Annotated in this window: 11 protein-coding genes; 3 read left to right on the forward strand and 8 right to left on the reverse strand. The window is 62.5% G+C overall.

Features of this window, described 5'->3' with window-relative positions; all coding sequences use genetic code 11:
* Positions 1–25: 25 nt before the first annotated feature.
* A complete protein-coding gene (locus LPB73_RS15490) occupies positions 26–985 on the forward strand; it encodes an SMP-30/gluconolactonase/LRE family protein (RefSeq protein WP_231077411.1) in 960 nt (319 codons plus the stop codon).
* 199 nt (positions 986–1184) lie between these two features.
* Here the strand turns inward: LPB73_RS15490 and LPB73_RS15495 are convergent, their stop codons facing one another.
* The 3 genes from LPB73_RS15495 to LPB73_RS15505 all read right to left on the reverse strand — a co-directional run bounded on the left by LPB73_RS15495 (position 1185) and on the right by LPB73_RS15505 (position 4943).
* Complete coding sequence (locus tag LPB73_RS15495) at positions 1185–2615, reverse strand: aldehyde dehydrogenase family protein (protein WP_068738114.1); 1431 nt, start codon at positions 2613–2615, stop codon at positions 1185–1187.
* A 275-nt stretch (positions 2616–2890) separates the two neighbouring features.
* Positions 2891–3865 (reverse strand): DMT family transporter, encoded by a 975-nt coding sequence (locus tag LPB73_RS15500; RefSeq protein ID WP_231077412.1) that lies wholly within the window; start codon positions 3863–3865, stop codon positions 2891–2893.
* 157 nt (positions 3866–4022) lie between these two features.
* Positions 4023–4943, reverse strand: coding sequence for a c-type cytochrome (locus LPB73_RS15505; RefSeq protein ID WP_231077413.1), 921 nt, complete (start codon positions 4941–4943; stop codon positions 4023–4025).
* 164 nt (positions 4944–5107) lie between these two features.
* On the opposite strand from LPB73_RS15505, the gene LPB73_RS15510 reads away from it, so the two are divergent.
* Positions 5108–5530 (forward strand): CHRD domain-containing protein, encoded by a 423-nt coding sequence (locus tag LPB73_RS15510; protein WP_089266947.1) that lies wholly within the window; start codon positions 5108–5110, stop codon positions 5528–5530.
* A gap of 77 nt (positions 5531–5607) precedes the next feature.
* Here LPB73_RS15510 and LPB73_RS15515 read toward each other — a convergent pair whose 3' ends face one another.
* The 5 genes from LPB73_RS15515 to LPB73_RS15535 all read right to left on the reverse strand — a co-directional run bounded on the left by LPB73_RS15515 (position 5608) and on the right by LPB73_RS15535 (position 12363).
* Positions 5608–6054: a c-type cytochrome gene (locus LPB73_RS15515; RefSeq protein ID WP_093761935.1), complete on the reverse strand. Its 447-nt coding sequence runs from the start codon at positions 6052–6054 to the stop codon at positions 5608–5610.
* A 92-nt stretch (positions 6055–6146) separates the two neighbouring features.
* Positions 6147–8444 carry a xanthine dehydrogenase family protein molybdopterin-binding subunit gene (locus LPB73_RS15520; RefSeq protein ID WP_231077414.1) on the reverse strand — a complete coding sequence of 766 codons (2298 nt, stop codon included), beginning with the start codon at positions 8442–8444 and terminating at the stop codon, positions 6147–6149.
* A 102-nt stretch (positions 8445–8546) separates the two neighbouring features.
* Positions 8547–10079 (reverse strand): murein biosynthesis integral membrane protein MurJ, encoded by a 1533-nt coding sequence (gene murJ, locus LPB73_RS15525; RefSeq protein WP_231077415.1) that lies wholly within the window; start codon positions 10077–10079, stop codon positions 8547–8549.
* 43 nt (positions 10080–10122) lie between these two features.
* A complete protein-coding gene (locus tag LPB73_RS15530) occupies positions 10123–11274 on the reverse strand; it encodes a DegT/DnrJ/EryC1/StrS family aminotransferase (RefSeq protein WP_231077416.1) in 1152 nt (383 codons plus the stop codon).
* A 78-nt stretch (positions 11275–11352) separates the two neighbouring features.
* Positions 11353–12363, reverse strand: a complete 1011-nt coding sequence (locus tag LPB73_RS15535; RefSeq protein WP_089266940.1) for a Gfo/Idh/MocA family protein — start codon at positions 12361–12363, stop codon at positions 11353–11355.
* Positions 12364–12637: 274 nt separating this feature from the next.
* Between LPB73_RS15535 and LPB73_RS15540 the strand changes: the two genes are divergently transcribed.
* A complete protein-coding gene (locus LPB73_RS15540; RefSeq protein ID WP_231077417.1) occupies positions 12638–13129 on the forward strand; it encodes a hypothetical protein in 492 nt (163 codons plus the stop codon).
* Positions 13130–13238: the final 109 nt, after the last annotated feature.

The raw sequence follows: 13238 nt of genomic DNA on the forward strand, positions 1-13238 counted from the left end.
GGAAACGACAGAGAACGAGACGCCAATGTCCGACACATCATCGCGCGGCTGGCAGCCGGCGACCTATTATCCCGACCCCGCCATTCACGCCCTCGATCCCCGCTTCGAAAAATACTGGATCAAGCTCGGCGCCATTGAACGCATCGCCACCGGCATGCGCTGGGCCGAAGGGCCGGTCTATTTCGGTGACGGCCGCTATCTGTTGTGTTCGGACATTCCCAACAACCGCATTATCAAATGGGAAGAGGAAACCGGCGCGATCAGCGATTTCCGCAAACCATCGAATTACGGCAATGGCAATACGCGGGATCGCCAGGGGCGCCTGATCACCTGCGAACACGGGCGCCGCATCACCCGCACCGAATATGACGGTTCCATCACGGTGCTGATGGATAATTTCGAAGGCAAGAAACTGAACTCGCCGAATGACGTCGTGGCGAAGTCCGACGGCTCGATCTGGTTCACCGATCCGCCGTTCGGCCTGATGAGCGACTATGAGGGCAACAAAGCGCCATCTGAGATCGGACAGAATATCTATCGCATCGATGGCGATACGTTGACGTCCACCATTGTCGCCGACGATGTGCTCGGCCCCAACGGGCTATGCTTTTCACCGGACGAGAAGCTGCTCTATGTCGTGGAATCCCGCGGTGTGCCGAACCGCAAGATTCTCGCTTACGACGTTGCTGCCGACGGCAAGACACTCAAGAACAAGCGCGTACTGATCGATGCGGGCCCGGGCACGCCCGACGGCATGCGCTGCGATATCGATGGCAATCTATGGTGCGGCTGGGGCATGGGCAAGCCGGAGCTCGACGGTGTCTTCATCTTCGCGCCCGACGGCGAACAGATCGGCCGCATCGCGCTGCCCGAGCGCTGCGCCAATGTCTGTTTCGGCGGCGTGAAACGCAACCGGCTGTTCATGGCATCGAGCCAGTCGATCTATGCGGTGTATGTGAACACGCAGGGGGCGCTGGGGGGCTGACGGGTACACCGCCCTCTCAACGTCATTGCGAGCGTAGCGAAGCAATCCAGTCTTGCCACGCTTGTGGCCTTCTGGATTGCCGCGTCGCTTCGCTCCTCGCAATGACGGCGGAGAGACCATCGTAGAAACAAAAACGCCGGCATGGATGGCTCCATGCCGGCGTTTTCAGTCACGAAGCTTGCGCTTCAACGACGCGGTCTTACGCCGCGGTGTAGCCTGCGATCGCCTTGACTTCGAGGAAGTCCTCGAGACCATGCTTGCCCCATTCGCGGCCGTTGCCGGACTGCTTGTAGCCGCCGAACGGCGCCGTGCGATCGTTCGGAGCGCCCTGCAGGTTGACGTTGCCCGCGCGGATGCGACGGCCGAACTTGCGGGCGTTCTCAACCGTGTCAGCCGAGACGTAGCCAGCGAGGCCATAGGGCGTGTCGTTGGCGATGCGGAGCGCATCGGCTTCGTCCTTGGACCCCATGATCACAAGCACCGGCCCGAAGATTTCCTCGCGCGCGATGGTCATGTTCTCGGTGACGTCGGCGAAGATCGTCGGACGCACATAGAAGCCCTTGTTGACGCCTTCCGGCAGGCCGGGGCCACCGGCGACCAGCGTGGCGCCTTCCTCGATGCCCTTCTGGATCAGGCCCTGGATCTTGTCCCACTGGCCGCGATTGACCACCGGACCGATCACGGTGCCATCAGCGCGCGGATCGCCGGCCTTGGTCTTGTCGGCCTGCGCCTTCGCGATGGCAGCGATTTCCTTCATCTTCGCCTGCGGCACGATCATGCGGCTCGGCGCGTTGCACGACTGTCCGGAGTTGTTGAACATGTGCGCGACGCCGCCGGTGACGGCCTTCACGAAGTCGGCGCCATCGAGGATCACGTTCGGCGACTTGCCACCGAGCTCCTGGCTGACGCGCTTCACGGTGTTCGCGGCGCGCTTGGCAACGTCGATGCCGGCGCGGGTCGAACCGGTAAAGGAGATCATGTCGATGTCGGGATGTTCGCTCATGGCGACGCCGACGTCGGGGCCCAAGCCATTCACGAGGTTGAACACGCCCTTCGGCACGCCGGCTTCATGGAGGATTTCCGCGAAGATCAGCGCTGAGGTCGGGGTGTATTCCGACGGCTTCAAGAGCATGGTGCAGCCAGCGGCGAGCGCAGGCGCGACCTTGCAGGCGATCTGGTTCAGCGGCCAATTCCACGGGGTGATCATGCCAACGACGCCAATCGGCTCCTTCGTGATCATGGCGGCGTTGTGCGCCTCGTCGAACTTGTAGGTCTTCAGCACGTCGAGCGTGGCGACGAGGTGACCGAGCCCGGCACCGGCCTGCAGCTTCTCGGCCATCGGCAGCGGAGCGCCCATTTCGTCGGAGACCGACGCACCGATATCCGACATGCGGGTCTTGTAGACCGCGATGATCTTTTCGAGCAGCGCGATGCGCTCTTCACGGGTGGTCTGGGAGAACGTCTCGAAAGCGCGCTTGGCAGCGGCGACAGCCTTGTCGACGTCGGCCTTGGAGCCCAGCGCAATGTCGTACATCGCATCTTCAGTCGCCGGATTGACGACAGGGGTGGTCTTCTTGACGACGGGATCGACCCAGGCGCCATCGATGTAGAATTGCAGGCGGTTGACCATTGGTAACCTCTTTGATTGCGGGAACGTCTGTCGTCAGAAAATTCTGTGCAGCCGGGTCTATCTGGGAAGGAACGACACGTCCGGCAAGCACCCTTGCGCGGTCATTTCGCCTCATGAGCCCGTCATGCACGGGGTGCCGCGTGAAAGCAGCAAATGCATATAAATCCAGCCGCGTGGCAGGAGCAAGGCCCCGTGTTTTGCGCGCGTTCTAAAATCGAAATGGCACAGCTTGCCAGCAAAGCGCAGTGTGCATTGCAACAAAATTGACCGAAAAATCAGCGCGACTTTGCGCGGACGGCAATAGGCGCATCCGGATCGGCTTCATCATCGGCCATGGTGGAAATCGGCGACATCGGTGTGTCACGCAGCCGCTTCAGGCCGAGATGGCGCTCACGCAGAATGACGAAAATGCCTGCGCCCGCGACGATCACCGCGCCGCCGACCACGTAAGGCGTCGGCACTTCGCCGAACATCCAGAAGCCGAGCAGGAAGGCCCACAGCATCGCCGTATAGTCAAACGGCGCCAGGAAGGACGCCGGCGCATAGCGATAGCTCTCGGTGAACAGCATCTGCCCGAGGCCACCGGAAATGCCGATGCCGACCAATAAGGCCAGTTCGAAACTCGTCGGCCAGCGCCAGCCGAATGGCGCCGTGAGCAGCGACGCCGCCATCACGATCAGCGTCATGAAGATGACAATCGCGGATGAGGACTCCGTTGCGGTCAGCCGGCGGATCTGGATGGTCGCACCGCCCGACGAGAAGGCATTGAGCAGCGCCAGCGACAGACCGATGATCATCGACGTGGTCAGCGCCGCGTGGTCGTGGAAATACGGCGACAGCATCAGGATCACGCCGGAAAAGCCGATCGCCACCGCCGACCAGCGATAGGCATGGACCTGCTCCTTCAGGAAGATCGCGGCGAAAACCACGGTGATCAGCGGCGCGATGAAGGCGATGGCGGTCACATCCGCGATCGGCAATCGCGCCAGCGCGCCGAAGGTGCAGAACGTCCCGATCACGCTGAACGAGCCGCGCACCAGATGCGCGGAGACACGGTTCGTGCGCAGCGCGCCGCGCAATTGACCGCGCCAGCCGAAAAAGAGCACGATCGGGATCAGCGCAAACAACCCGCGGGCAAACACGATCTCGCCGAGCGGCACGTCGCTGCCGAGATAGCGCCCCTGCGCGCCCATGATGGCAAACGCCATGGTGCTGGCAATCTTCAGCGACACGGCTTTGAAGATGTTCATGAGTTCGGGGAAATGGAGATCAGGGGAATCGTGGGGGTCTTCATGTTGCAGCACACAATCACGTGAGCCTCCTCACGAAAACCGCCGATGCGACATGGCTTGGCGGGTTTCCATGCAGGGCTGCACCTCGCCACAACCCAACCTTGCGCGGGCGGTTTTAGCCCTTTTTGGCGGGCCTGATGGGCCCCTCCACCGCAGGGAGCGACTTCAGATAGAGCGCCATCGCCGAGCGGTCGTCGGCGCTCAACTGGGAGGTATTGCGGATCACGCGGGCCATTGAGCCACCGGCGGTGTCACCGTCCGGGGTCTGCCCGGTTTCGAGAAAATACGCGATGTCCTTTTCGCTCCAGTCACCGAGACGCTTTTGGGTGATGTTGGGTACCCAACCCTCTCCGTCAGGATTAGGACCTCCGGCAAAGCGCTGTGCCGTCACGATGCCGCCCAGCGCATTGCGCGGGCTGTGGCACTCGGCACAGTGGCCCAGCGCATTCACCAGATAGCTGCCGCGATTCCACTGCGGCGACTTCGATGCATCCGCCTCGAAGGGTTTGCCATCGAGGAACAGCAGCTTCCAGACGCCGAGATTGCGGCGGATGTTGAACGGGAATGGCACCGCATGATCAGGCGCCTTGCTGGCGACCTGTGGCAGCGTCTTTAGATAGCCGAACAGATCGCGCACGTCCTCCATCTTCATCTGCTGATAGGACGTGTAGGGAAAGGCCGGAAAGTAATGCGAACCGTTCGGCGACGTCCCCTTCAACAGCGCCGTGACGAAATCAGCCTCGCTCCAGCGGCCTATCCCGGCGACCGGATCCGGCGAGATGTTTGGCACATAGAACGTACCGAACGGCGATGTGAGCGGCAGCCCGCCGCCAAGCTTGAGCCGATCCTGCTGCGCCGGCGTCGCATGGCATGACGAGCAGCCACCGGCATTGAAGACCACTGCGCCATTGCCCGGATTGGGCGTGTGCGGCGGGAGCGTGCTCGCAGCCACCGTTACTGGAATCGTCAGCCAGCAGAACACGCCGAGGCCGACGACAGCCGCGACAAATGCGAGAATGAAAAGCCGTTTCAGCACGTGCATGTCCAATTGGTATCCGGGTCAAACTTCAGCACATAAAGCGCGTCGAACAGTCGCTGCCGGAACGAAACCGTGATCCATCCCTTAGGCTCCCGGGGGAATGAATTGGCGTCTCGGATGTTTCCAGCCATGACGACCTCACCATCATCAGGGAGAAAACCATGTCACCTCGTTCGATCATGCTCGCGTCCCTCGCACTCGGCGCCAGCATCGCCCTCGCCGGCCCCGCTTCCGCCGACAAGATGAAGGCGACCCTCGACAGCGCCTCCGAAGTGCCCGCCAATACCAGCGCCGGCAAGGGCACCGCCGATATCGACTTCGATCCCGCCACCAAGAAGCTGACCTGGAAGCTGACCTATTCCGGCCTCACGGGTCCTGCGACCATGGCGCATTTCCACGGCCCCGCCGAAGCCGGCAAGAATGCCGGAGTGGCCGTACCGATCACACCAGCCACATCCGGCTCCGAAGGCAGCGCCACGCTGACCGACGCACAGGCCGCCGACCTGTTGGCCGGCAAGTACTATGTCAACATCCACACTGAGGCCAACAAAGGCGGCGAGATCCGCGGACAGGTGACGAAGTAACATTCGAACCAACGATGGTTGAACAAAAGGGCGAGCGCTACGGCGTTCGCCCTCTCATTCAGAGTTCACAATCGAGCTCAGATCTTCAGCCTGAACGTCTCGTGGCAGCCGCCGCATGCCTTGCCGATGCCGCCGACATTCGCCTTGAGGCTGTCGAGATCCTTGATCTTGGCCTTGGCGTCGGTGACGGCCTTGGCGAAGGTGACGATGTGGGCATCGAAACCGGCCTTGTCTTCCCAGACCTTCGGTGACGTCGAATAGTCACCTTCAGCCTTCAGGCCCTTGGTGCTGTCCGGAAACAGCGTCGGCAGCTTCTTGGCGGTTTCGTCCAGCACGGTCAGCGCGGCCTCGACCGCGGCCTGATCATAGGGCTTGTCGCCCTTGGCCATCGCGCTGAGCGTGCCGCCAAGAGCGCGACCATTGGACTTCATCAGCGTCTGGCGTTCCTTGACGATCTCCTGCTGGGCCGAGACCGCCCCCACACCCAACAGCAAAGCTCCGACAACGAGAAGCGCACGTTTCATCAACCAATACCCCTGTTTGGAATTCAATTAGGACTAGTTCGCAACATGTAGATGAACCCCGCCGCCATCCGGCTATTCCCGGCGGCGGCGCTTTACAGCGTGTGGAGCCGTTCGTGCTCGCGGATCGCCATCCACACCCGCTCAGGAGTTGCAGGCATGTCGACGTGCTCGATTTTGTATTCGCGATAGAGACCATCGATGATGGCGTTCATCACGGCCGGACAGGAGCCGATGGCGCCAGCCTCGCCAGCCCCCTTCACCCCCAGCGGATTGGTCACGCAGGGGATGTTGTGGGTCTCGAACGAGATCGGCGCGCCGTCGGCCGCGCGCGGCAGCGCATAGTCCATGAAAGTGCCGGTGACGAGCTGGCCGTCCTCGGGATCATAGATCGCCTGCTCCATGAGCGCCTGGCCGATGCCCTGCATGGTGCCGCCATGAACCTGGCCGGCCAGCAGCAACGGATTCAGCGTGACGCCGAAATCGTCGACGATGACGTAATTGACAATGGCGATCTTGCCGGTCGCAGGATCAATCTCGACTTCGACCAGATGGGTGCCGTTGGGGAAGGTGCCGTCGGCGCTGCTGAAGGTTTCCGACGCATTGAGCTTCGACGGATCAGCCTTCTTCGCGAGATCGGCGAATGACACCGAGCGATCGGTGCCCGCGATCTTCACTACGCCGCCGTCGATCTCGAGATCGGCCGCGCTGGTTTCCAGCACATCCGCCGCTAGCTCCTTGAGGTTGATACCGAGCTGCCTGGTGGCGCGCTGCACGCTGACGCCACCGGTCGGGATCGATGCGGAGCCGCCGGTACCGAGACCGGTCGCCACCTTCGCCGTGTCGCCCTGGACGATGTGGACGCGGTCCGGTGTCACACCGAACTGTTCGGCGACGATCTGGGCATAGGCGGTGTGGTGACCCTGCCCGGTCGATTGCGTGCCGATCAAGATGGTGATGTCGCCATCGGCGCCAACAGCAACATTGGCGGTCTCGTCGCCCATGGTGCCACAGACTTCCACATAGGTGGCCATGCCGATGCCGCGAACCAGGCCCTCCTTCTTCGCGGCCTTGGCCCGCTTTGGAAATTCCTTCCAGCCCGCGACATCCATCGCGCGTTTCATATGCGCGGTGAAATCGCCGGAGTCGTACACCTTGCCGGTCGCGGTCTTGTACGGCATCGCCTTCGGCGAAATGAAATTCTTGCGGCGGATCGCATCCGGCGTCATGCCGAGCTTGCGCGCGCATTGATCGACGAGACGCTCGACGACATAGGCTGCCTCCGGACGGCCGGCGCCGCGATAGGCATCCACCGGCACAGAATTGGTGAACACCGTGCGGACGCGGCAGTGGAAGGCCTGGATGTCGTAGAGCCCCGGCAACATGCCGGCGCCGCCATGCGGAATGTACGGCCCGAAGGTCGACAGATAGGCGCCCATGTCGGCCATCAGGTCGACATCCATGGCGAGAAACTTGCCGTCCTCGCTGAGCGCCATGCGTGCATGGGTGACATTGTCACGGCCCTGCGCGTCGCCGAGGAAGTGATCGGTGCGATCCGCCGCCCACTTCACATTCTTGCCGAGCTTCTTGGCGGCAAAGGCCACCAGCGCATATTCACGATAGGGAAACAGCCGCGTGCCGAAACCGCCGCCGACATCAGGGCAGATCACGCGCATCTTGTCCTTCGGCATCTTCAGCACGTTATCGCAGAGGATGTCGCGCAGACGATGGCTGCCCTGGCTGCCGATGGTCAGCGTCGTGTAATCGCGCTTGGCATCGTATTCGCAGATCGCCGCGCGGGTCTCCATATAATTGATGATGACGCGTGGATTGACGATCTTCACTTCGGCGATCACGGGTGCCTTGGCGAACACCGCATCGACCGCCTTCTTGTCGCCGATCGGCACATCGAACAGCACATTGCCGGCATGCTTGGCCCACACCTGCGGCGCGCCCTTGGCGACGGCATTGACCAGACCGTTCACAGACGGCAGCGACTTCCAGTCGACCTCGATCGCCTCAATCGCATCGCGCGCCTGCGCGACAGTCTCCGCAACCACGAAGGCCACGGCGTCGCCGACATGGCGGACTTCCCCGGCGGCGAGGATCGGATAATCCGGCCCGGTGAAAGGATGATCCTCGAGATTGAACAGGCACGGCAGACCGCCGAGGTCCTTGGTGTCCTCCGCCGTCAGAATCGCAGCGACACCAGGAAGAGCGCGCGCCTTAGTCACATCGATCGTAAAATTGGCGTGGGCATGCGGCGAGCGCAGCACAAGGGCATGCAGCGTGGCGGGCGCGTGATCGTCGGTATAGCGGCCACGGCCACGAATAAGGGCGTCGTCTTCTTTGCGCAGGACACTCTGTCCAACGCCGAATTTGATGGGGGCCATCGTTCCTCCGCATGCAGTTTAGACTCAATCTACACTGCGGGAGAACGGCGGCAAGTGGCACGGGGCGTCGCCCTGCCCGACTTTGGGACACGATGAAGCGAGCTATCTGGCGCGGACCAGGCTGCGCAACCAGCTTTTGCCGAAAAGCGTCAGGACCAATGCCGAATAGACCAGGACGGTCACGATGATGAGAACTCCCAGCGTCGCTTCGTCGCGGAGGCTGGTGAGGCCCGCGAACTGCTCCGCCGCAAGACGCGCGGTCCCCCATAGCACCGCAGCGAGGACCACGCCGGTCAGCGCGAATTTGCCGAGTGCCAGCAGGAATGCGCGGTCGAATTCGAGATAGCCGGCCCGCATGGCGAAGAAGATCACGAGCAACAGATTGATCCAGGCTCCCGCCGCGGTGCCAAGCGCGAGGCCAATCTGCGCCAGAGGCCCCATCAGCAGAATCTTCAGCGCGACGTTGACTGCGATGCCGGTGAGCGCGGCAATCATCGGCGTCGTGGTGTCCTTGCGGGCGTTGAAAGTTGCAACCGCGCTGCGGATCATCACGAAGGGGATGAGCGCAATGGCATAGGCGGCGAGCGTCGCCGCAGCGACAGCAGCATCTGCCTTGGTGAAGGCCCCGCGGGCAAACATCGCGCGCATGATGACATCGGGCACCACGAGGAATGCGGCGACGAAGGGCAGCGAGAACAACAGCGAGAACAGGAAGGCACGGCGCTGCGCGCCCATGGCGCCAACGTGATCGTCTGCCGCCATCCGCCGCGACATTTCAGGCAGAAGCACCGTGCCGATGGCGATGCCGATCACCCCGATCGGCAACTGGTTGAGACGGTCGGCATAATACAGCGCCGACAGCGCGCCGACCGGCAGGAAGGTCGCGATGATGGTGTCGGCAAACAATGCGACTTGCGTGCCCATGGAGCCGAGCGTCGCCGGGCCGAGCGCGCGGAAGAAGCCGCGCACGTCCTCGTCGAGACGCAGCGGCGCGAAACGCGGTAGCCCGCCATGGCGCTGCAAGTCTCCGGCAAGCAGGAAATATTGCAGAAAGCCCGAAATCAGCACGCCCCAGGCTGCCGCATGGCCTGCACTCGGAAAGAACGCGGCCAGCGCCAGTGTCGCCATCATTGAGATATTGAGGAAGATCGAGGCCGCCGCGGCACTGGCAAAGCGCTGCATGACGTTCAGCATGCCGCCATAGAGCGTCACCAGCGTGATCAGCAACAGATAGGGAAAGGTGATGCGTGTCAGCTCGATGGCGAGATGACGCTGCGCGGGATCGTCGGTGAAGCCCGGCGCCAGGATGCTCATGGCCTGTGGCATAAACAGAATGGCCAGGATGAGCAGCACGACCTGCGACGCAAACAGCAGTGTGAAAATGCGGTCGGCAAACAGATGCGCCGATTGTGGGCCGCCCTTACCGGTCAAATGAGCATAGGCTGGCACAAAAGCGGCATTAAACGCGCCTTCGGCGAAAATGGCGCGAAAATGATTGGGCAGCCGCAGCGCCACGAAGAAGGCGTCGGCCACCGGCCCGGCGCCAAGGATCGCCGCGAGCATGATGTCGCGCGCGAAACCGGTGATCCGCGAGAGCAGCGTATATCCGCCGACGGTGAAAATGCGTCCCAGCATCAGCCGCTTCTACAGCATGAAGCGGCGGTGCAAAATGCTCAACTTAGGTCGCCAACGCGTCGCGCACAGCCTGGATGACACGATCCTGGGTAGCCTCGTCGAGATAGGCATGCACCGGCAAGCTGATGACGTCGGCCGACAGCGCCTCGCAGACCGGCAAGCCGCCATCGACAACCGGATAGTCCCTATAGGCGGTCTGCATATGCATCGACTTCGCGTAATAGATCGCGGTCGGCACGCCCTGCGCCTTCAGCGCATTGGCAAAGGCGACGCGGTCCGTGCCCTTCGGCAGGCGGATCACGTAGCAGGCCCAGATCGACGTATTGCCTTCGGCGACTCGCGGCACCGTGACGAGATTGCCGAGGCTGCGGGCGTAGCGGTCGGCTACTTTGTTGCGGGCGGCGATTTCGTCGTCGAAGATCTTCAGCTTTTCCAGCAGCACCGCGGCCTGGATGGTGTCGAGGCGGCCGGTGATCCCCAGCCGGACATTGTCGTATTTGTCGGAGCCCTGGCCATGGATGCGGATGCTGCGCAGGTCCTCGGCGAGCTGGTCGTCATCGGTGAAGATCGCGCCGCCGTCGCCGAAACAGCCGAGCGGCTTGGCCGGGAAAAAGCTGGTGGTGGTGGCCAGCGCCGAGGTGCCGATGCGCTTGCCTTTATAGGTCGCGCCGAAGGCCTGCGCGGCGTCTTCCAGCACGAACAGGCCCTCGGCTTCGGCGATGGCGTTGATCGCATCGAGATCCGCGGGCTGGCCGAACAGATCGACCGGGATGATCGCCCGAGGCTTGAGGCCGGCCTTTTTGGCGGCGGCAATGCCACGCTTCACGGACTCAGGGCTGATGTTGAAAGTGACTTCATCGACTTCGACAAACACGGGCGCCGCGCCGACCAGCGCCACGGCCTCGCCGGTGGCGCAGAAGGTGAAGGACGGGCACAGCACGGCATCGCCCGGGCCGATCTTCTTGGCCATCAGCACCATCATCAGGGCATCGGTACCGCTGGCACAGCTGATCACATGCTTGGCGCCGCAATATTTGGCGAGCTCGGCCTCCAACTTGGCGACTTCCGGGCCGTTGATGAACTGGCAGTGATTGAGCACGCGGGTGACCGCCTCGTCGATCGACGCGCCCAGCCGCTGACGCTGCGCATTGAGGTCGATGAAGGGAACGGGGTCGATGCGGGTATGCTGGTTCATGATGCCTGGCCTGCAGAGTGTCGTGTTGAAGTCTGGATATTGGACGCCGGCGCATGCATGCGCCGGGCCGCGCTTGCGTCAGCCAACCACCTTGCGGGGCGCCGGGCGTGATGCTGTGGCCGCGCGCTTCTTCGGCGCTTCCAGGCACTGGATCGCGATTTCGAGGGAGGCGACGCCCTCCTCGCCAGTCACAGCCGGCACGCCGCCGGTGCGCACCGCATCGAGAAACGCCATCAATTCGGCGCGTAGCGGCTCGTCCTGCCCGACCGGCAGATGGCGCATCGAATAGCTGCCATCGGTCTTGAAGCCGAAACATTCGGTGACCTGCCGGGTCAGCAGATCGCCCATCACATATTTGCCGCGCGTTGCGACCGTGACGGTGCGCGCTTTGAACGGCGTGAGCCAGTTGGTGTTGATATGAGCGAGTACGCCGGATGCCGTGCGGAACTGCAGCAGCGCAATGTCTTCGCGCTCGGCGACGGCGGAAGCCAGCTGCGGCTGCACCTCGACGATGTCGCTCTCGGTGAACCAGCGGATCAGGTCGATGTCATGCACGGCAAGATCGATGACAACGCCAACATTGGACATGCGCGGCGGGAACGGGCCGACGCGCGTGATGCCGATCGACAGAATGTCCTCGCCCTCGATCGCCTTCTTGATGGTGGCGACGGCAGGGTTGAAACGCTCCACATGGCCGATCATCAGAGTCACGCCAGCCTTTTGCGCGGCATCGACGATCTCGCGTCCCTCTTCCACGGTCGATGCTATCGGCTTCTCGACCAGGACATGGATGCCCTTGGCGATGCAGGCGAGCGCGACTTCGTGATGCAAGTGAGTGGGCGCTGCAATAGTCACGGCATCGACGCCAGCAGCCAGCAGCGCGTCCAGATCGGCAAAGGTCTTGCAGCCGATCAGTTTCTCGGCACGGGTGCGATGTTCGAGCATGGGATCGACGATGCCGACCATTTCGATGCCCGGCAGCCCGGCCAGCACGCGGCCATGATTGGTGCCCATGACACCTGCGCCCACGACGCCGACACGCAGCGTGCGCACCGCGTCCTTCGCTGCGGAAGTTTCTTTCGACACCATTCAACAAACCTCAGAATTCTTAAGAGCCGGCGCGGCGATTCACCATACTGGCGCCGTGGGTTCTCCTAGCATGTCCGCCACAGATGTGGCGATTGCCCCGCGGAGCTACCCAAACACGTTTTGATTCAAAGAATTACACCAAGTCGTGAGACCGGCCAACCGCCCCTCGTCGACCCGGCCCGCGGACCTGCGATCCATTGATATGACAGCACTTTTGCTGCATCCTTGGGATGTCGCGACGCGCTGTTATCACCTGCCAATCGAGAGAAATTCCATGTTTCGCAAGCCGGTTGTCGCGCTGAGTCTCGTCATAAGCACTCTGGCGGGAACCGATGCCGGAACCGCCGTCTGGGCGCAGACGCCCTCGCCCACGCCGCCTGCCGCGACACCGACTGTCGTCGAGCGGACCGCCAAGGGACCGACCGCGCGTAATTTCCAGGTCGGCGTTTATCTCAACGTCCAGCCCGACTGCACCTCGGGCACCCTGCCCGCCTTGCGCATGGTGACCCCACCTGCGAACGGCACCGTCAGCATCAAGCGCGGCAAGGTGAGCGCCACCAACTACAAGCAGTGCCTCGCTTTGGAAGTGCCGGGCTTCATCGCCTTCTATCAATCGAAGGCCGACTTCGTCGGCAGCGACGAAGTCACCATCGAGGTGAAGTATCCGGCGGGACGCACGGAGGTGCAGCGGATCAGGATCGATGTGGGCGGTAGTGGTGGCGTGGTGCCCGCTGCACCGAAGGCGCCGGCGGGGCAGAAGATCTGACAGGCAAGTCCGATCTCACTGGCCCGTGCGGCCATTCCTTCATTTATAACACCCATTAAATAAAATCGCCGGAGGTTATCCTCCGGCGATTTTTGTTGTGCCTTCCCGG

The organism is Tardiphaga sp. 37S4, assembly GCF_021044645.1.
GTDB lineage: Bacteria > Pseudomonadota > Alphaproteobacteria > Rhizobiales > Xanthobacteraceae > Tardiphaga > Tardiphaga robiniae.

What these genes read in the sequence shown, in the direction of transcription:
- LPB73_RS15490 (WP_231077411.1), top strand. Translation starts at nt 26, where the DNA reads ATGTCCGACACATCATCGCGCGGCTGGCAGCCGGCGACCTATTATCCC.
- LPB73_RS15495 (WP_068738114.1), bottom strand. Translation starts at nt 2,615, where the DNA reads ATGGTCAACCGCCTGCAATTCTACATCGATGGCGCCTGGGTCGATCCC.
- LPB73_RS15500 (WP_231077412.1), bottom strand. Translation starts at nt 3,865, where the DNA reads ATGAACATCTTCAAAGCCGTGTCGCTGAAGATTGCCAGCACCATGGCG.
- LPB73_RS15510 (WP_089266947.1), top strand. Translation starts at nt 5,108, where the DNA reads ATGTCACCTCGTTCGATCATGCTCGCGTCCCTCGCACTCGGCGCCAGC.
- LPB73_RS15515 (WP_093761935.1), bottom strand. Translation starts at nt 6,054, where the DNA reads ATGAAACGTGCGCTTCTCGTTGTCGGAGCTTTGCTGTTGGGTGTGGGG.
- LPB73_RS15520 (WP_231077414.1), bottom strand. Translation starts at nt 8,444, where the DNA reads ATGGCCCCCATCAAATTCGGCGTTGGACAGAGTGTCCTGCGCAAAGAA.
- murJ (WP_231077415.1), bottom strand. Translation starts at nt 10,079, where the DNA reads ATGCTGGGACGCATTTTCACCGTCGGCGGATATACGCTGCTCTCGCGG.
- LPB73_RS15530 (WP_231077416.1), bottom strand. Translation starts at nt 11,274, where the DNA reads ATGAACCAGCATACCCGCATCGACCCCGTTCCCTTCATCGACCTCAAT.
- LPB73_RS15535 (WP_089266940.1), bottom strand. Translation starts at nt 12,363, where the DNA reads ATGGTGTCGAAAGAAACTTCCGCAGCGAAGGACGCGGTGCGCACGCTG.
- LPB73_RS15540 (WP_231077417.1), top strand. Translation starts at nt 12,638, where the DNA reads ATGTTTCGCAAGCCGGTTGTCGCGCTGAGTCTCGTCATAAGCACTCTG.